General features: G+C 60.2%; 14 protein-coding genes and 1 tRNA gene. 12 read left to right on the top strand and 3 right to left on the bottom strand.

The features are described 5' to 3' along the window. Positions 1–7: 7 nt before the first annotated feature. From nusA to J2Y90_RS09820, 8 genes are all read left to right on the top strand, one after another. Positions 8–1,489: a transcription termination factor NusA gene (gene nusA, locus J2Y90_RS09785; protein WP_253498919.1), complete on the top strand. Its 1,482-nt coding sequence runs from the start codon at positions 8–10 to the stop codon at positions 1,487–1,489. A 27-nt stretch (positions 1,490–1,516) separates the two neighbouring features. Beyond that, on the top strand, positions 1,517–4,048 hold the full coding sequence (infB, locus tag J2Y90_RS09790; protein ID WP_042608863.1) for a translation initiation factor IF-2: 2,532 nt from the start codon (positions 1,517–1,519) through the stop codon (positions 4,046–4,048). Positions 4,049–4,207: 159 nt separating this feature from the next. After that, a complete protein-coding gene (rbfA, locus tag J2Y90_RS09795; RefSeq protein ID WP_016771753.1) occupies positions 4,208–4,609 on the top strand; it encodes a 30S ribosome-binding factor RbfA in 402 nt (133 codons plus the stop codon). 4 nt (positions 4,610–4,613) lie between these two features. After that, the gene (truB, locus tag J2Y90_RS09800) at positions 4,614–5,531 is read left to right on the top strand and encodes a tRNA pseudouridine(55) synthase TruB (protein WP_253498922.1); all 918 of its coding nucleotides are present in this window, start codon (positions 4,614–4,616) and stop codon (positions 5,529–5,531) included. Between the two features lie 142 nt (positions 5,532–5,673). Then, entirely contained in the window at positions 5,674–5,943 is a 270-nt protein-coding gene (rpsO, locus tag J2Y90_RS09805) for a 30S ribosomal protein S15 (protein ID WP_016771751.1), read from the top strand. A gap of 204 nt (positions 5,944–6,147) precedes the next feature. After that, on the top strand, positions 6,148–8,253 hold the full coding sequence (pnp, locus tag J2Y90_RS09810) for a polyribonucleotide nucleotidyltransferase (RefSeq protein WP_116657710.1): 2,106 nt from the start codon (positions 6,148–6,150) through the stop codon (positions 8,251–8,253). 196 nt (positions 8,254–8,449) lie between these two features. Further along, positions 8,450–8,525: transfer RNA gene (locus tag J2Y90_RS09815), tRNA-Thr, on the top strand. A gap of 229 nt (positions 8,526–8,754) precedes the next feature. Beyond that, complete coding sequence (locus J2Y90_RS09820; RefSeq protein WP_042608866.1) at positions 8,755–9,054, top strand: DUF6388 family protein; 300 nt, start codon at positions 8,755–8,757, stop codon at positions 9,052–9,054. 49 nt (positions 9,055–9,103) lie between these two features. Here J2Y90_RS09820 and nadC read toward each other — a convergent pair whose 3' ends face one another. After that, positions 9,104–9,952: a carboxylating nicotinate-nucleotide diphosphorylase gene (nadC, locus tag J2Y90_RS09825; RefSeq protein ID WP_253498925.1), complete on the bottom strand. Its 849-nt coding sequence runs from the start codon at positions 9,950–9,952 to the stop codon at positions 9,104–9,106. A 266-nt stretch (positions 9,953–10,218) separates the two neighbouring features. On the opposite strand from nadC, the gene J2Y90_RS09830 reads away from it, so the two are divergent. The 4 genes from J2Y90_RS09830 (at position 10,219) to J2Y90_RS26740 (ending at position 16,135) form a co-directional block, all read left to right on the top strand. Beyond that, the gene (locus tag J2Y90_RS09830) at positions 10,219–12,399 is read left to right on the top strand and encodes a DUF1631 domain-containing protein (protein WP_253498928.1); all 2,181 of its coding nucleotides are present in this window, start codon (positions 10,219–10,221) and stop codon (positions 12,397–12,399) included. Positions 12,400–12,463: 64 nt separating this feature from the next. Next, entirely contained in the window at positions 12,464–13,024 is a 561-nt protein-coding gene (ampD, locus tag J2Y90_RS09835; protein ID WP_253498931.1) for a 1,6-anhydro-N-acetylmuramyl-L-alanine amidase AmpD, read from the top strand. After that, on the top strand, positions 13,021–13,860 hold the full coding sequence (ampE, locus tag J2Y90_RS09840) for a regulatory signaling modulator protein AmpE (protein ID WP_253498934.1): 840 nt from the start codon (positions 13,021–13,023) through the stop codon (positions 13,858–13,860). The genes ampD and ampE overlap by 4 nt, the downstream gene beginning before the upstream one ends. A gap of 1,585 nt (positions 13,861–15,445) precedes the next feature. Continuing rightward, positions 15,446–16,135, top strand: coding sequence for a methyl-accepting chemotaxis protein (locus J2Y90_RS26740; protein ID WP_437180698.1), 690 nt, complete (start codon positions 15,446–15,448; stop codon positions 16,133–16,135). Between the two features lie 122 nt (positions 16,136–16,257). Here the strand turns inward: J2Y90_RS26740 and J2Y90_RS09850 are convergent, their stop codons facing one another. Then, entirely contained in the window at positions 16,258–17,034 is a 777-nt protein-coding gene (locus tag J2Y90_RS09850; protein WP_253498940.1) for a TatD family hydrolase, read from the bottom strand. A 3-nt stretch (positions 17,035–17,037) separates the two neighbouring features. Next, positions 17,038–18,033, bottom strand: coding sequence for a catabolite repressor/activator (gene cra / locus J2Y90_RS09855; RefSeq protein WP_253498943.1), 996 nt, complete (start codon positions 18,031–18,033; stop codon positions 17,038–17,040). Positions 18,034–18,055: the final 22 nt, after the last annotated feature.

Consider the following 18,055-nt stretch of genomic DNA (forward strand, 5'->3'; position numbering starts at 1 on the left):
GCGTACGATGAGCAAAGAAGTACTGCTGGTTGTTGAGTCGGTATCCAATGAAAAGGGTGTACCGGCAAGCGTAATTTTTGAAGCGCTGGAGCTGGCTCTGGCCACTGCTACCAAAAAGCGTTTTGAAGACGAAGTGGACCTGCGTGTGGAAATCAACCGCCACACCGGTTCCTACGAAACCTTCCGTCGCTGGACGGTCGTCGAAGAGAATGATCTCGACGATCCGGCCATCGAGACCTGGCCAAGCAAGGTTGCCGAAACGCATCCTGGCGCCAAGGTCGGTGACGTCGTCGAAGAGAAAATCGAATCCATCGAGTTCGGCCGCATCGCTGCACAGACTGCCAAGCAGGTCATCGTGCAGAAAGTTCGCGAAGCCGAGCGCGCTCAAGTGGTCGACGCCTATCGCGAGCGCCTGGGAGAAATCATCTCCGGCACCGTGAAAAAAGTCACCCGCGACAACGTGATCGTCGATCTGGGCAACAACGCTGAAGCGTTGCTGGCCCGCGAAGACATCATTTCTCGCGAAACCTTCCGTGTCGGCGTGCGTCTGCGTGCGCTGCTCAAGGAAATCCGCACCGAGAACCGCGGCCCGCAGCTGATCCTGTCGCGTACCGCGCCGGAAATGCTGATCGAGCTGTTCCGTATCGAAGTGCCGGAAATTGCTGAGGGCCTCATCGAGGTCATGGCCGCCTCCCGTGATCCGGGTTCGCGTGCCAAGATCGCCGTCCGCTCCAAGGACAAGCGCATTGATCCACAAGGTGCCTGCATCGGTATGCGCGGTTCGCGTGTCCAGGCGGTGTCGGGTGAGTTGGGCGGCGAGCGTGTTGATATCGTGCTGTGGGACGACAACCCGGCCCAGTTCGTGATCAACGCCATGTCCCCGGCCGAGGTTGCGGCAATTATCGTTGACGAAGATGCCCATGCAATGGACATCGCCGTTGGCGCAGACAATCTGGCTCAGGCCATCGGTCGTGGTGGTCAGAACGTGCGTCTGGCCAGCCAATTGACTGGCTGGACCCTGAACGTGATGACCGAATCGGACATCCAGGCTAAGCAGCAAGCAGAAACCGGCGACATCCTGCGCAACTTCATCGACGAGCTGGAAGTCGACGAAGAACTGGCTCAGGTGCTGGTAGATGAAGGCTTCACCAGCCTGGAAGAGATTGCCTACGTACCGGTGGAGGAAATGCTCAACATCGACGGCTTTGACGAGGAAATCGTCAACGAGCTTCGTGCTCGCGCCAAGGATCGCTTGTTGACCAAAGCCATCGCTACTGAGGAAAAGCTGGCAGACGCCCATCCGGCCGAAGACCTGCTCTCGCTTGAGGGTATGGACAAGGATTTGGCGATGGAACTGGCGGTGCGCGGCGTAATTACCCGCGAAGACCTGGCCGAGCAGTCTATTGACGACCTGCTCGACATCGACGGCATTGACGATGATCGTGCCGGCAAGTTGATCATGGCCGCCCGAGCCCACTGGTTCGAGTAATTAGGCGCGGCCTGAGGAGAGAAGTGCATGACGCAAGTCACGGTGAAACAACTGGCCGATGAGGTCAAAACACCGGTAGAGCGCCTGTTGCAGCAGATGCGTGAGGCAGGTCTGCCGCACACCGCCGCCGACGAAAATGTGACTGACAGTGAGAAGCAATCCCTGCTGACTCACTTGAAGAGCAGTCACAAGGCGAAAGTGGAAGAACCACGCAAGATCACGCTGCAGCGTAAAACCACCAGCACCCTGCGTGTGGCTGGTAGCAAGAGCATCAGCGTTGAAGTTCGCAAGAAGAAAGTTTTCGTACAGCGCAGCCCGGAAGAAATCGAAGCCGAGCGCAAGCGTGAACTGGATGAGCGTCGCGCAGTAGAAAATGCTGCCCGTCAGAAGGCTGAAGAAGAAGCCAAGCAACGCGCCGAAGAAGAAGCGCGTCGCCAGCCTGCTGCTGCGCAAACCGCTGCCAGCGATGCCGTTGCGGCACCGGCAGCCGCTGCCGAACCTGTTCGTGAAAGCGCACCGGTGGTGGCTGCTGCTCCTGCTCCATCGGCTGACGTTCGCAACAAGCAGAACGAACAGCGCCGTCCGGACAAGCCACGTGCCGATGACAACAATCGTCGCAGCGGCGGCGGTGATGGCGAGCGCAAAAACGCTCCGCATCGCGCATCGGTCAAGGAAAAAGCTCCGGCGCCACGTGTCGCGCCACGCACTACCGACGAAGAAAGCGATGGCTTCCGTCGTGGTGGTCGCGGCAAGGCCAAGCTGAAGAAGCGCAACGCCCACGGTTTCCAGAGCCCGACCGGCCCTGTCGTGCGTGACGTGCAGATCGGCGAGACCATCACGGTTGGCGATCTGGCCAACCAGATGTCGGTCAAGGCTGCTGAAATCATCAAGTTCATGTTCAAACTGGGTACCCCAGCGACCATCAACCAGGTGCTTGATCAGGAAACTGCTCAACTGGTAGCCGAAGAACTGGGCCACAAAGTGACCCTGGTCAGCGACACCGCCCTGGAAGATTCCCTGGCCGAGTCCCTGAAGTTTGAAGGTGAGTCGTTCTCCCGTGCACCAGTCGTGACCGTAATGGGCCATGTTGACCACGGTAAGACTTCCCTGCTCGACTACATCCGTCGTGCCAAGGTAGCTGCTGGCGAAGCCGGCGGTATCACCCAGCACATCGGTGCATACCACGTTGAGACTGATCGCGGTATGGTCACTTTCCTCGACACCCCGGGTCACGCTGCGTTTACCGCAATGCGTGCCCGTGGTGCCAAGGCGACCGACATCGTGATCCTTGTGGTTGCAGCGGACGACGGCGTGATGCCGCAAACCATCGAAGCCGTTCAGCATGCTCAGGCAGCTGGCGTACCGCTGGTGGTTGCAGTGAACAAGATCGACAAGCCGGGCGCCGATCTCGATCGCATCCGCAGCGAACTGTCAGTTCACGGCGTGACTTCCGAAGACTGGGGTGGCGACACGCCATTCGTACCGGTTTCGGCGAAGATGGGTACTGGCGTGGACGAGCTGCTTGAAGCCGTTCTGCTGCAGGCCGAAGTTCTCGAACTGAAAGCTACTCCGTCGGCTCCGGGCCGTGGTGTGGTGGTTGAATCGCGTCTCGACAAGGGTCGTGGCCCGGTGGCAACCGTGCTGGTTCAGGACGGTACTCTGCGTCAAGGCGACATGGTCCTGGTCGGTTCGAACTACGGCCGCGTACGTGCCATGCTCGACGAGAACGGCAAGCCAATCAAGGAAGCCGGTCCATCCATCCCTGTCGAGATCCTCGGCCTGGACGGTACCCCGGACGCTGGCGACGAGATGAGCGTGGTTGCCGACGAGAAGAAAGCCCGTGAAGTGGCTCTGTTCCGTCAAGGCAAGTTCCGCGAAGTCAAACTGGCTCGCGCTCACGCCGGCAAGCTGGAAAACATCTTCGAAAACATGGGTCAGGCCGAGAAGAAGACGCTCAACATCGTCCTCAAGTCCGACGTCCGTGGTTCGCTGGAAGCGTTGAACGGTGCCTTGAATGGCCTGGGCAACGACGAAGTACAAGTGCGCGTCGTGGGTGGCGGTGTCGGTGGTATCACCGAATCCGACGCCAACCTGGCACTGGCTTCCAACGCTGTACTGTTCGGCTTCAACGTGCGTGCCGATGCTGGCGCTCGCAAGATCGTCGAGCAGGAAGGTCTGGATATGCGTTACTACAACGTGATCTACGACATCATCGAAGACGTCAAGAAAGCCCTGACCGGCATGCTCGGCAGCGATGTTCGCGAGAACATCCTGGGTGTGGCCGAAGTGCGTGACGTGTTCCGTTCGCCGAAGTTTGGCGCGATCGCCGGTTGCATGGTGATCGAAGGTGTCGTGCACCGTAACCGTCCGATCCGTGTACTGCGTGAAGACATCGTTATCTTCGAAGGCGAGCTGGAATCCCTGCGCCGCTTCAAGGATGACGCTTCCGAAGTACGTGCCGGCATGGAATGCGGTATCGGCGTGAAGAGCTACAACGACGTCAAAGTCGGCGACAAGATCGAAGTCTTCGAGAAGGTTCAGGTTGCTCGCAGCCTCTGACTCGCGCACTTCAAGGGCCACGATGGGCCGTAGCATACAAATGCACGGCCCAGCGTCCGGACTCTAAACGCAACGCCCGGTCTGGCTTTTGTCAGGCCGGGCGTTTGCCGCTTTCAGACCTTGCGGGTTTCACCGCTGGGCAGTAACAGGTAACAAATCATGGCAAAAGAATACAGCCGTACCCAACGTATCGGCGATCAGATGCAGCGCGAGCTGGCGCAACTGATCCGTCGCGAAGTCAAAGACCCGCGCGTCGGCCTGGTCACCATCACCGCTGTGGAAGTGTCCCGTGACGTCGGTCATGCGAAGATTTTCATCACCGTGATGGGCCAGGACAACGCTGAAGACATCGCGCAAAGCATCAAGGTGCTCAATGCCGCCGCAGGTTTCCTGCGTATGCAATTGGCCCGCGAAATGAAGCTGCGCAGCGTGCCGCAATTGCACTTCCACTACGACGAATCCGTCGTGCGTGGTGCGCACCTGTCGGCACTGATCGAGCGCGCCGTGGCTGAAGACAATCAGCACGTTGCCGCTCCAGCACCTGAAGACACCAAGGAGTAATTCGGTGGCTCAGGTCAAACGTATCCGTCGTAACGTCAGCGGCATCATCCTGCTCGACAAGCCGTTGGGTTTCACTTCCAACGCCGCGTTGCAGAAGGTGCGCTGGCTGCTCAATGCCGAGAAGGCCGGCCACACCGGCAGCCTCGACCCGCTGGCCACCGGCGTGTTGCCGCTGTGCTTCGGCGAGGCGACCAAGTTCTCGCAGTACCTGCTCGATTCCGACAAGGGCTATGAAACCCTGGCGCAACTGGGCAAGACCACCACCACGGCCGATGCCGAAGGCGAGGTTTTGCAGGAGCGTCCGGTGACCGTTGGTCGCGCCGATGTCGAAGCGGTTCTGCCGAAATTTCGTGGGCAAATCAGTCAGATACCGCCGATGTACTCGGCACTCAAGCGTGATGGCCAGCCGCTGTACAAACTGGCACGTGCAGGCGAAGTAGTGGAGCGCGAACCGCGTTCTGTTACTATTGCGCGCTTGGAATTGCTGGCCTTCGAAGGCGATACTGCGCGGCTTGCGGTGGACTGCAGCAAGGGCACCTATATTCGTACCCTGGTGGAGGATATCGGTGAGCAACTCGGTTGTGGTGCGTACGTCGCAGAATTGCGTCGGACCCAGGCCGGGCCTTTCACCCTCGCGCAGACCGTGACCCTCGAAGAGCTGGAAGCGGTACATGCCGAAGGCGGCAATGAAGCGGTCGACCGCTTCCTGATGCCATCGGACAGCGGCCTGCAGGATTGGCCGTTGCTGCACTTCTCGGAAGCGAGCGCGTTCTACTGGCTCAACGGCCAGCCGGTACGTGCCCCGGATGCACCGAAGTTCGGCATGGTACGAGTACAGGATCACAATGGTCGCTTCATCGGTATCGGTGAAGTGAGCGAAGACGCGCGCATCGCGCCGCGTCGCTTGATTCGGTCAGAATGACCGGAACCGGTCTGCGTAAGCGGGCCGGCGAGTGTGGCTGTTAACAGGCATGGTCACTACTCATTTATAGATACAGGGATTTGTCCCTGGCCTGTTGAAGCTGTTTCCCTGAAACAGTTTCCTGATAAGGAAGGATTGCCTCATGGCTCTCGACGTTCAAGAAAAAGCTCAAATCGTTGCTGACTACCAGCAAGCTGTTGGTGACACTGGTTCGCCAGAAGTGCAGGTTGCACTGCTGACCGCCAACATCAACAAACTGCAAGGTCACTTCAAGGCCAACGGTAAAGATCACCACTCCCGTCGTGGTCTGATCCGCATGGTTAACCAGCGTCGCAAGCTGCTGGACTACCTGAAAGGCAAGGACGTAAGCCGGTACGCCGCGCTGATCGCTCGCCTGGGTCTGCGTCGCTAATCAGCGATTGCGCTATGAGGTTGGTGGTCTGTCGGGCGTCAGCGGTTTTCCGCTGACGTCTTGCAGGCTCCCAGCCTCAAGTTTTATCTGCAGCATGGCTTTACCTGTAACACCCGGACAATTGCCATCGGGCCGATTCCCGAGATTGCCCAAGAATTCGCAAGAAACCGTTTCCCCCAAGAGCCACAAAGAAGGTAGGACACCGTGAACCCGGTAATCAAAAAATTCCAGTTCGGTCAATCGACCGTTACCCTCGAGACAGGCCGTATCGCCCGTCAGGCCTCCGGCGCAGTATTGGTCACCGTTGACGACGACGTCAGCGTGTTGGTGACTGTCGTCGGTGCAAAGCAAGCCGATCCGGGCAAGGGCTTCTTCCCTCTGTCCGTTCACTACCAGGAAAAGACTTACGCTGCCGGTAAGATCCCTGGCGGTTTCTTCAAGCGTGAAGGCCGTCCCTCCGAGAAAGAAACCCTGACTTCCCGACTGATCGACCGTCCGATCCGTCCGCTGTTCCCAGAAGGCTTCATGAACGAAGTGCAGGTTGTCTGCACCGTCGTTTCCACCAGCAAGAAGACCGATCCGGACATCGCTGCGATGATCGGTACCTCGGCGGCCCTGGCCATTTCCGGCATTCCGTTCGACGGCCCGATCGGCGCCGCTCGCGTGGCGTTCCACGAAAGCACCGGCTACCTGCTGAACCCGACTTACGAACAGCAGGCCGCTTCGAGCCTGGACATGGTCGTTGCCGGTACTTCCGACGCCGTGCTGATGGTTGAATCCGAAGCCAAAGAGCTGACCGAAGACCAGATGCTGGGCGCGGTACTGTTCGCTCACGACGAATTCCAGGTTGTGATCAACGCTGTAAAAGAACTGGCTGCCGAAGCCGCCAAGCCAACCTGGAACTGGGCTCCACAGCCTGAAGCCACCGAGCTGCTGGGCGCGATCCGTGCCGAGTTCGGCGAAGCGATCTCCCAGGCTTACACCATCACCATCAAGGCCGACCGCTACGCGCGTCTGGGCGAGTTGCGTGACCAGGTGGTTGCCAAGCTGTCCGGTGAAGAAGGCCAGCCTAGCGCTGCTGAAGTCAAAGCGGCCTTCGGCGAAATCGAATACCGCACCGTTCGCGAAAACATCGTCAACGGCAAGCCTCGTATCGACGGTCGCGACACCCGCACCGTACGTCCGCTGAACATCGAAGTCGGCGTTCTGCCGAAGACTCACGGTTCGGCGCTGTTCACCCGTGGCGAAACCCAGGCACTGGTTGTGGCAACACTGGGCACCGCCCGTGACGCGCAGCTGCTGGACACCCTGGAAGGCGAAAAGAAAGACCCGTTCATGCTGCACTACAACTTCCCGCCGTTCTCGGTCGGCGAGTGTGGTCGCATGGGTGGCGCCGGTCGTCGCGAAATCGGTCACGGCCGTCTGGCCCGTCGTTCGGTTTCGGCCATGCTGCCAGCCGCTGACGTGTTCCCGTACACCATCCGCGTAGTGTCGGAAATTACCGAATCCAACGGTTCGAGCTCGATGGCTTCCGTGTGCGGCGCTTCCCTCGCACTGATGGATGCTGGTGTGCCGATGAAAGCACCGGTGGCCGGTATCGCCATGGGTCTGGTTAAAGAAGGCGAGAAGTTCGCCGTCCTGACCGACATCCTCGGCGACGAAGATCACCTGGGCGACATGGACTTCAAGGTAGCCGGTACCGCCAAAGGCGTTACCGCGCTGCAGATGGACATCAAGATCAAGGGCATCACCGAAGAGATCATGGAAATCGCTCTGGGCCAGGCCCTTGAAGCGCGCCTGAACATCCTCGGCCAGATGAACCAGATCATTGGCCAGTCGCGTACCGAACTGTCGGCCAACGCTCCGACCATGATCGCGATGAAGATCGACACCGACAAGATCCGTGACGTTATCGGTAAAGGTGGCGCGACCATCCGTGCGATCTGCGAAGAAACCAAGGCTTCGATCGATATCGAAGACGACGGCTCGATCAAGATCTTCGGCGAAACCAAGGATGCCGCAGAAGCAGCGCGTCAGCGCGTTCTGAGCATCACTGCAGAAGCCGAGATCGGCAAGATCTACGTCGGCAAGGTTGAGCGCATCGTCGACTTCGGCGCGTTCGTCAACATCCTGCCGGGCAAGGACGGTCTGGTGCACATCTCGATGCTGAGCGACGCTCGCGTAGAGAAAGTCACCGACATCCTCAAAGAAGGCCAGGAAGTCGAAGTGCTGGTACTGGACGTGGACAACCGCGGCCGTATCAAGCTGTCCATCAAAGACGTGGCAGCTGCCAAGGCTTCGGGCGTTTAATCAGCCCAAGGTTTTAGCGCAATGAAGATGCCCCCGCCGTGAAAACGGCGGGGGCATTTTTTTGCCTTGAATAAAGAGCAAAAGATCGCAGCCTGCGGCAGCTCCTACAGAAGCGGTTTGATAATCCGATCATGTGGGAGCTGCCGCAGGCTGCGATCTTTGCTTTTGTGAAAACCGGTGCTAGGTTTAGCCCACCGCCCGTGTAGCTCAGCCGGTAGAGCAGCGCACTCGTAACGCGAAGGTCGCAGGTTCGATTCCTGTCTCGGGCACCATCTCCTCATCGCGTCACGTCGTTTAATGTTCCGCAGGTCAGCTTTTTGTGCAAGAGATGTAAAGACCCGTGTAATTCGTCATGCAAACGTCCTATATTCGGTGCGTGCATGAGCATTGCTTAGCAGTTTTCAGATGATCCCGAATGGTTCCGAAGGCCGGCCAGTCCGCGTCAGAGAGATCCTTGATGATCCAGATCCATCCTCCATTCTCAAGATCAGCGAGAACCCCATGACTGAATTGACCCAAGAGCAACGCCACGAACAAGCGCTGGAAAAATACCTTCTGGATGTGCCGGACCTGAAGGAAGAGATCAAGGACCTGAGTCCCGATGATCAGAAAGACCAGATCCAGTGGGCCTTCGAAGACGAAGCCGAAGCGCAGGGCTTGCAGCCGTGGGAGCTGACCCTCAAGTACACGAGCACGCCGGAGGAGTTCGAGGCGCAGCGCCTCGTGCTGCACAAGGAAGCGGCTGAAGTCTTGGGTGTCGAGTGGGACGAGTACTGCGAGATGAATAATCTGGTGGTCTGAAACAGAAACGCCAGCCTCAACAGGCTGGCGTTTTTTCTTGCGCGAATGCTCAGAGGCTCAAGCGCATCGACAGATCCACCGCTTTGACATCCTTGGTCATCGCGCCGATGGAAATGTAATCCACGCCCGTTTCGGCGATCGGCAGCAGCGTGCTTTCGTTGATGCCGCCGCTGGCTTCCAGTTTCGCTTTGCCGGCGGTCAGGCGTACCGCTTCGCGCATGTCGTCCAGGCTCAGTTCGTCGAGCATGATGATGTCGGCGCCGGCTTCCAGCGCTTGCTTCAATTCCTCAAGACTTTCCACTTCGATTTCCACCGGTTTGCCCGGGGCGATCTTGTGCGCGGCGGCCACGGCTTCGGCGATGCCACCGCTGGCGGCAATGTGGTTTTCCTTGATCAGGAAGGCGTCGTACAGACCGATCCGGTGGTTGTGGCAGCCGCCGCAGGTCACCGCGTATTTCTGCGCCAGGCGCAGGCCGGGCAAGGTCTTGCGGGTGTCGAGCAACTTGACCTGCGTTTCGCCGACGAAGTCCGCCATGTACTGCGCGCGCGTCGCCACGCCAGACAGCAACTGCAGGAAGTTCAACGCGCTGCGTTCACCCGTCAGCAATGAGCGAGCCGGGCCTTCCAAGTGAAACAGCGGCTGATTGGCTTTGACCCGCTGGCCGTCGACCACTTGCCAATGCACCGCCACACGCGGATCGAGCTGGCGAAACACCGCATCGACCCACGCGGTGCCGCAGATGACGGCGTCGTCACGGGTGATGATGGTGGCTTTGGCCAGGCGTTCGGCCGGGATCAGTTGCGCGGTGATGTCGCCGCTGCCGACGTCTTCGAGCAACGCACGGCGCACGTTGTTTTCGATTTCGGCGGTCAGATCGGCGAGACGTAGATTCAGCATAACGGACTCCACAAACAAAGTGGTTCGATTATAGGGGCAGGGCGCGAGCCAACCCAAGGCGAGAACGCGCGCGCCTGACGCATCTGGTCGATTTTCCTGACCTGAGTGCCCGGCGCGTGGCGTATAGGGGAAACCCTGAGGCCTATAGCATCGTCGCCATCTTTTACCAGATAATCCGCCTTGTATTTGACGTCATGGCTTTGACGAACGACTCCGCTGGAGCAGTGTCAAAGCGACGAACCGAATCACCGTTCCAGGAGGCTTGGATGCGCAACGACGGGAAAGTGGTGCCTCTGCACCGGGCGACTGCCGATCTGGCGGACCACTCGCCGCTTGCCCGCTTGCCGGTGATTCTGCTGCAAGTCCGCGACAAGGCTGCGCAGCAGTTGCGCCACGATTTGCAGGAGCTGTTCGATAACGCCGACGACACGCTGTTCGAAATGGCCGACCGGGCGCGCAACGATGTCGATCAGAACATCTTTTTCGAAGCCATGCGCGACCTGCGCCTCAAGCGCAAGAACATCGAGCGTGGCTTTCTCGAATTGTTTTTCGAAGCCTTCGCCGGCCTTACCCAATACGACCCCGCCGCCAACACCCTGCCACGCACGCCGGTGGTCGAAGAGTCGGCGCCGCGCACCGATGCCATGGAGCGCACCGTGGCCGTGCAGACCATGGTCAGCCGCGTGCTCAAGCGCGACGGCTTTGCCCTCGATCAACTGACCGCGCGGTTCAGCTCGATGCTCGGCAAGCGTCTCGACGATCAGCACAATCCGCTGAGTCCGGCGATGCTCTGCGAATATTTCCTGCAGGCCGGGCGTAATCTTGGCGTCGAGATCAAGGTCAAGCTGATCCTGCTCAAACTGTTCGAACGCTACGTGCTGGCCGACACCGAGCAGCTGTATGCCGAGGCCAATCAGTTGCTGCTCGCCACCGGCGTATTGCCGCATCTGAAACCGGCCATACCCCGTCGCATGGTCGAGCCTGCGGACAGCGAGACGTTGATTGAGGACCTCGACGAGCTGCCGCCAGCGGACGAGGGCGTGGAAGAGGTGTTTGCGGCGCTGCAGCAATTGCTCGCCCACGTGCGCGGCCGAGTCACACCGACACTGGAACCCGGCGCCCCGGCGCATCCGATCAACACCCGCGATCTGCTGCGTTTGTTGTCGCACTTGCAGCAGTACGTACCGGCGCTCGAGGCCCAGGAAGATTTCGATCTGCGCCACCAGCTCGAACAGCTGCTGACCCGGGTCAGCGTCAGAAGTGGCCGCTCCCGCGTTGTCGCGACCGCCGACGAAGATGTGATCAACCTGATCGCCATGGTCTTCGACTGCATCCTCGACGATCGCAACGTGCCAGACGCGCTCAAGGCGCTGATCGCCCGATTGCAGATCCCGATGCTCAAAATCGCTGTGCTGGACAAGAGTTTCTTCAGCCGCAGCACACACCCGGCGCGGCGCCTGCTCAACGAAATCGCCGAAGCTGCCATGGGCTGGAGCGATTGCGACGGTGCTGAGCGCGACAGCCTCTACGTGCGCATCGAGCAAGTGGTGCAGCGCTTGCTGAGCGAGTTTGTCGACGACCCGGCGATCTTCTCCGAACTGCTCGCCGACTTTCTCACCTTCACTCAGGAAGAACGTCGCCGCACCGAACTGCTCGAACAACGCTTGCGTGATGCCGAGGAAGGCCGGGCAAAAGCCGAACTGGCTCAGCATCGCGTTGCACAGGCGTTGCAGCAGGCGTTGCTGGGCAAAGCGCTGCCGGCCTCGGTGGTCAGTTTCGTCCAGCAGGCCTGGAGCAACGTGCTGTTGCTGACCTGTCTCAAGCATGGCGATCAGTCCGCTGAGTGGCACGCCGATGTGCAGACCATGGAGCAGTTGATCTGGAGTGTGCAACGCCATGACGACGGCGAATCCAGCCTGCGCCTGCTGGCACTGGTACCGGGTTTGCTCAAGTCGCTGCGCGATGGCCTGAGCAGCACCGCGTTCGACCCGTTTGCCACCAGCGAATTCTTCAGTGAACTGGAGGCGCTGCACGTGCGCGTGCTGGAGCGCTCCGACGACGCCGATCACGGCGTTACGCCGCTGATCGAAGTCACGCCCCAGGTCTTGCAGCACAGCACCGACCAAACTGCAGCCACGCCATCGCCGCGCCCTGCGCAAGACGATGCCGCTCTGTCTGAGATCGAGCAGTTGCGTGTGGGTAACTGGGTGGTGTTCGACGAGGACGACGAACAGACCTTGCGTTGCAAGCTCGCGGCGATCATCGAGGAGACCGGCAAATATGTCTTCGTCGACCGTACTGGCATGAAAGTGCTGGAGCGCAGCCGCACCGATCTGGCCCTGGCATTGAGCCGTGGCGTCGCGCGCGTGCTGGATGACACCTTGTTGTTCGACCGCGCACTGGAAACGGTGCTGGGCGACCTGCGGCGACTCAATCGCGGCAACTGATCGCACGGTGAGGGCGGATCGCGGCATACTGGGCGCCCAAATGGTCGGCGTTGAAGGAATCGGTATGCAGTTGGATCCCGCGAGCGGGTGGTGTCATGGCGTGCAGATCTGCCCGTCGCCCAACTTCAATGAGCGCCCGGCGGGCGAAGTGTCCCTGTTGGTCATCCACAACATCAGCCTGCCGCCGGCGCAATTCGCCACGGGCAAGGTGCAGGAATTTTTCCAGAATCGTCTGGATGTCACCGAACACCCGTACTTTGCAGGCATCGCTGACCTGCGCGTCTCGGCGCATTTTCTGATCGAACGTGACGGCAAGGTCACCCAGTTTGTCTCTTGTCTTGCGCGGGCGTGGCATGCCGGCGTTTCTGTGTTCGAAGGTCGTGAAACCTGTAACGATTTTTCCGTGGGCATCGAGCTGGAAGGCACCGATGATCTGCCGTTCACCGACGAACAATATTGCTCGTTGACGGCGCTGACCCGGCAGTTGCAGCAACGTTTTCCGGCGATCACCGATCAGCGCATCTGCGGCCACAGCGATATCGCGCCGGGGCGCAAGACCGATCCGGGACCGGCATTCGACTGGGCACGCTACCGCGCGGCCCTGGCAAAAGAGGAAGGACAATGAGTTTTCTGGTGTTACTGCTGGCGCTGTGGATCGAGAAGTTTTCGGCCCTGCGCCATCGGCTTCAACGCGATGGCGGATGGATCCGCGAGCTGCACAAACTCGAAAGCAGCGAACGATTGGCGAAACAACCGTGGCTGGTGCTGACGATTCTGGTGCTGTTCCCGGTGGCGTTGCTGGCGCTGTTGCTGTTGGTACTGGAACCGGTGGCGTACGGTTTGCTGGCGCTGCCGGTGCATTTGCTGGTGGTCATTTACAGCCTCGGGCGTGGCGATCTGCTCGGCGGCCTCGGGCCGTTCCGCGATGCCTGGCGCCGTGAGGATCTGCAAGCGGCGGCCCACGTGGCCAAGCGCGACCTGGACATCTGCGCCGACAGCGGCGAGCAATTGCTTGAGCAAGTGCAGGGGCATCTGCTGTGGCAGGCGTATCAGAGTTTCTTCGCGGTGATCTTCTGGTACTTCCTCCTCGGTCCGGTAGCGGCACTGGCCTATCGTTTGCTGGCGTTGGCCGAAGAGCACGGTACAAACCCGGCGCTGGTCGAGCGCGCTGCGCAGTTGCGTCATGCCTTCGATTGGGTGCCGGTGCGTTTGCTGGCGGCGAGTCTGGCCCTGGTTGGCAACTTCGTCGCGGTCAGCCGCGTGATGCTGCACGAGCTGCTGAACTGGAACATCAGCGCTGCGCAGTTGATCAACAAGGTCGGCCTCGCCGCTGGAGAGATCCCGCCGCCAGCGGTCGGCCCGGATGGCATCAACACCCTCGACTGCCTGTGGGAACTGCTGCTGCGCGCGGCGGTGCTGTGGTATGCCGGGTTTGCCTTGTGGACTGTTCTGGTTCACTGATTAGAGCAAGAGCAAAAGATCGCAGCCTTCGGCAGCTCCTACACGGGATCGCATTTCCCTGTAGGAGCTGCCGAAGGCTGCGATCTTTTCGCTTTTGATTTTGGCGATTACTGCATCGCCCATTAACCTTAAGTTACAAAACCCCCCGCCGATTTGCGCTATACAGAGTTAGCGCCCGATAGTGGCTATCTGCTGTCGCCCCGCGCCTGCCAATAAAAACAAGAAAAACCAAGGGAGACTTCCAGTGAAGAGCTTGCTCTATCCCGCCGTCTCGCTGATGAACCGTCTGAGCTTCGGCATGAAGTTCAGCCTGATCAGCGTGCTGTTCCTGGTGCCGATGCTGGTGACCAATTTCTATCTGGTACGCGACTCCTATCGCGAATTTCAGGGCACCCGTGTCGAACTGCAAAGCCTCGACCTGCTGGGCAGCAGCCTGAGCCTGCGCCGCGATCTGGAAACCCTGAACAATCTGGTGCAGATCGACGTCACCCTCGGCCAGTCCGGCAAGGCCGGCAATGTCGAAGCGCAGATCCAGACGCTGGAGCAAGCCGTGCTCGCGCGCCTCGAAGGGCTGACGGCGATGACCGAAGATCCCGAGCAGATCAGGCAATTCGAAGCCAAACGCGATGAAATGATCGCCGCGTTCAAGGCCCAGCAAGCGGAGAGCTCGCTGCAAAGCAAAAGCGCATTGATTGGCAAATTGCTGGCCAGTGCGCAGATTTTCAGCCAGATCATCACCAGTCAGGCCGGGTTGAGCCGCGACAACCAGAGCGACATTCGCCAGCTCAGCGAACTGGTCACGCTGATCACCCCGAGCGTCACGCAAACCCTCGGCGAAGGCCGGGCAATGGGTTCGTATTCGTTGGGCCAAGGCTTTCTCAACAGTTCTTCCAGCACACGTTTTGACGAATTGCTGGTGCAGATCGAAAAACTCCAGGCCGAGTACGCACTGAAGCTGCAGGACGCCCTCGGTTCCAGCAACGCCGCGCGCGAATCCCTTAGCGCGCAGGCTGAGAACAGCAAGGCGTCGCTGAAGCAGGCCAGCGAACTGTTCGAAGAGCAAGTGGTGATGGCCGACACCCTCGATGCGCCGTGGCAGGCATTTTACGATCAGGTCACCGGGCTGATGGAACACACCTACCAGCTCAATCAGGCCACGCTGAAATTTCTCGACAGCCAGTTGCAGCAGCGTCTGGCGCAGAACCGCACGCACATGATCCTGCAGGCCTCTGCGCTGTCGGTGGTGTTCGTGCTGATTTTCTATCTTTATGGCGGTTTCTACGCCTCGACCCGCACCACCCTGAAAAGCCTGGGGGCGATGATGGACAAGGTCGCGGCCGGTGACATGACCGTCAACTTCAAGGCCAGCAGCCGCGATGAGCTGGGCGAGTTGGGCGAGGTGTTCAACGGCACGGTGAAGAAGATTCACGACTTGATCGAACGCGTCGGCCACACCGTCGGCGAGGTCGAGCGTCAGGCTGGGCAGGTGGAAAGCGTGTCGGCACAGAGCAATCAGGCTGTCGCCGGGCAGCGTACGCAAATCGAACAAGTGGCGACGGCGATGAACCAGATGTCGGCGACTTCAATGGAAGTTGCCCGCAGTGCCGCCGCTGCGGTGAGCAGCGCCCACAGCGTCAACGACGAAACCCTCAGCGGGCGTGGTCTGGTGGAATCGCAGCAGGGCAGCATTGCCGCGCTGGCCAGCGAGATTGATCAGTCGGTGCTGGTGATCAATCAACTGGCCAGCGACAGCCAGTCGATCAGCCGTGTGCTGGAAGTGATCAAGAGCATCGCCGAACAGACCAACCTGCTGGCGCTCAACGCCGCGATCGAAGCGGCGCGGGCCGGCGAGCAGGGCCGCGGCTTTGCCGTGGTCGCCGATGAAGTGCGCACACTGGCCAAGCGCACCCAGCAATCGACCGAAGAGATCGAGCAGACGATCGCCAAACTGCATGGCGGCGTTGGCGCGGCGGTGAAGGCCATGGGCGTCAGCCATCAGATGGCCAATGGCACTGTTGGCCAGTCGGAGAAGGTCCAGCAAGCGCTGGAAAATATTCTTGGCGCGGTGGGCATGATTGTCGACCAGAACCAGCAGATCGCCGCTGCCGTCGAACAGCAGACCGCCGTGGCGCATGACATCGACCAGAACATCGTCGAGATCAACCGCGCCGGCGAACGCACGGCGCAAGGCGCACACCAAACCGAAGATGCCAGCCGCGCACTGTCCGCGCAGGTGGTTGAACTCAAACAACTGATCAGCGCTTTCCGAGTCTGAGCCATACACCGTCCCCCTGTAGGAGCTGACGAGTGCAACGAGGCTGCGATCTTTTGACTTTGCATTTGAAGATCAAAAGATCGCAGCCTCGTTGCACTCGTCAGCTCCTACCCGGGTAGGTCCTACCAGCCGAAGACTTCGCAGCAGTTGGCGGTACTGACGTTGGCGAGTTGTTCTGGAGTGATATTCATCAGCTCGGCCAGCGCCGCGCAAATCGCCGGCAAATGCGCCGGGCTGTTGCGCTGGCCGGGGAACATGGCGGGGGCCATGTCCGGTGAGTCGGTTTCCAGCACCACCGAGTGCAGTGGCAGTTCCGGCAGGACCCGATGCATGCGCAATGCCTGCGGCCAGGTCGGTGCACCGCCAAGACCCAGTTTGTAACCGAGCTTGATGTATTCCCGCGCTTCTTCGCGGCTGCCGGCGAAGGCGTGGATGATACCGGCGCGTTTGAGCTTGAAGCGTTTTAGCGTGGCGATTACCGCCGCATGGCTGCGGCGAACGTGGATCAGCGCCGGCAAGTCGAAATCCGCCGCCAGCTGCAGCTGCGCTTCGAACAACGCCTGCTGGCGCTCGCGATCCAGGGTTTCGATGAAATGATCCAGGCCTATCTCGCCCACCGCGCACAATTGCCGATGCCCGCGCAAACGCGTCAGCCAGTCACCCAGTGCGAGCAAATCCTCGGGGCGATGCTGATCGAGGAACACCGGATGCAGACCGAACGCCGCATACAGGTCGGCATCGCTCTGCACCAGATCCCAGACCCGTTGCCAGTTGCCCTGATGCACGCCGAGCACGACGATGCGCCGCACGCCGAGGGCGCGGCTTTCGGCCAGCAGCGCCGCGCGATCGGCGTCGAAGTCGGGGAAGTCGAGGTGGGTGTGACTGTCGATCAGCTCCACGCTTCAGTCCCGGTGAATCCGCTGCTTGAAGGTCCGCGCAATGGCTTGCACGCCCGGTTGGTAATCGTCCTGCTCGACCGCGGCCAGCGCCAGTTGCAGCGCCTTGTCGGCGATCAACTGGTGTTGCTGGGACATGGCGTTGACCGGCAGCGGCAGGAAATCCAGCAACTGCGTGTCGCCGAACGTGCCGAGGCGCAGCGGCCGTGATTTCAGCGGGAAATCATGCAACGCATCGAACACGCCTTGCAGCAGTACGTAGGAAGTGGTCACCAGCGCGTCAGGCAAATGCCCCAGACGCTGCAGGAGTTCTTCCATCAATTGCTTGCCGCACTCGCGGCTGAACGACTCGGCGTGCTCGACCAGCACCTCGCCTTTGAAATCGTTGAGCGCTTCGCGGAAACCGGCAGCACGTTCCTGGCTGATGCTTAATTCCGGGCGGGCGCCGAGCAGCACGATCTGCTTGGGCTGCGGATCGAGCAGGCTCTGGGTCAGGTGCAGGCTGGCCTCGCGGTCGTCGCTGATCACCGAGCAGAAATGCTCCGGCTCCATGACCCGGTCGATGGCGATGATCGGCAGACCCTTGGCCTGCAACTGCCGATAGCTGTCATCACCGGCGGGCAGGCAACTGGCAACGATCAGCGCATCGCAACGCCGGGCGCGGAACAGCTGCAGGAGCTGACGTTCGCTGTCCGGCGCATCGTCGGAGCTGGCGATCAGCAATTGATAACCGCGCGCCCGCGCGCCTTGTTCGAGCAACTTGGCGATCCGCGCGTAACTGGGGTTTTCCAGATCCGGCAGGATAAAACCCAGGGTGCGCGTGTGCCGACTGCGCAGGCCGGCCGCCTGCGGATTGGGCGTAAAGCCATACAGATCGACCACCGCGCGCACGCGCTCGACGGTCGCGTTGCTGATGCGTTGCTGTTCGGCCTTGCCGTTGATGACGTAGCTGGCGGTGGTGACGGAGACGCCGGCCAACCGCGCGATATCACTGAGTTTCAACCCGGTATTTCCTTGTTTTTTC

Origin of the sequence: Pseudomonas koreensis (assembly GCF_024169245.1) — a bacterium.
In the GTDB taxonomy this organism is placed as follows: domain Bacteria; phylum Pseudomonadota; class Gammaproteobacteria; order Pseudomonadales; family Pseudomonadaceae; genus Aquipseudomonas; species Aquipseudomonas koreensis_F.

Excerpts from the sequence above, each read along its gene's own strand:
- ampD (WP_253498931.1), top strand. The coding sequence starts at position 12,464 with ATGCAGTTGGATCCCGCGAGCGGGTGGTGTCATGGCGTGCAGATCTGC.
- infB (WP_042608863.1), top strand. The coding sequence starts at position 1,517 with ATGACGCAAGTCACGGTGAAACAACTGGCCGATGAGGTCAAAACACCG.
- J2Y90_RS26740 (WP_437180698.1), top strand. The coding sequence starts at position 15,446 with ATGGAAGTTGCCCGCAGTGCCGCCGCTGCGGTGAGCAGCGCCCACAGC.
- J2Y90_RS09820 (WP_042608866.1), top strand. The coding sequence starts at position 8,755 with ATGACTGAATTGACCCAAGAGCAACGCCACGAACAAGCGCTGGAAAAA.
- ampE (WP_253498934.1), top strand. The coding sequence starts at position 13,021 with ATGAGTTTTCTGGTGTTACTGCTGGCGCTGTGGATCGAGAAGTTTTCG.
- J2Y90_RS09830 (WP_253498928.1), top strand. The coding sequence starts at position 10,219 with ATGCGCAACGACGGGAAAGTGGTGCCTCTGCACCGGGCGACTGCCGAT.
- nadC (WP_253498925.1), bottom strand. The coding sequence starts at position 9,952 with ATGCTGAATCTACGTCTCGCCGATCTGACCGCCGAAATCGAAAACAAC.
- nusA (WP_253498919.1), top strand. The coding sequence starts at position 8 with ATGAGCAAAGAAGTACTGCTGGTTGTTGAGTCGGTATCCAATGAAAAG.
- rbfA (WP_016771753.1), top strand. The coding sequence starts at position 4,208 with ATGGCAAAAGAATACAGCCGTACCCAACGTATCGGCGATCAGATGCAG.
- rpsO (WP_016771751.1), top strand. The coding sequence starts at position 5,674 with ATGGCTCTCGACGTTCAAGAAAAAGCTCAAATCGTTGCTGACTACCAG.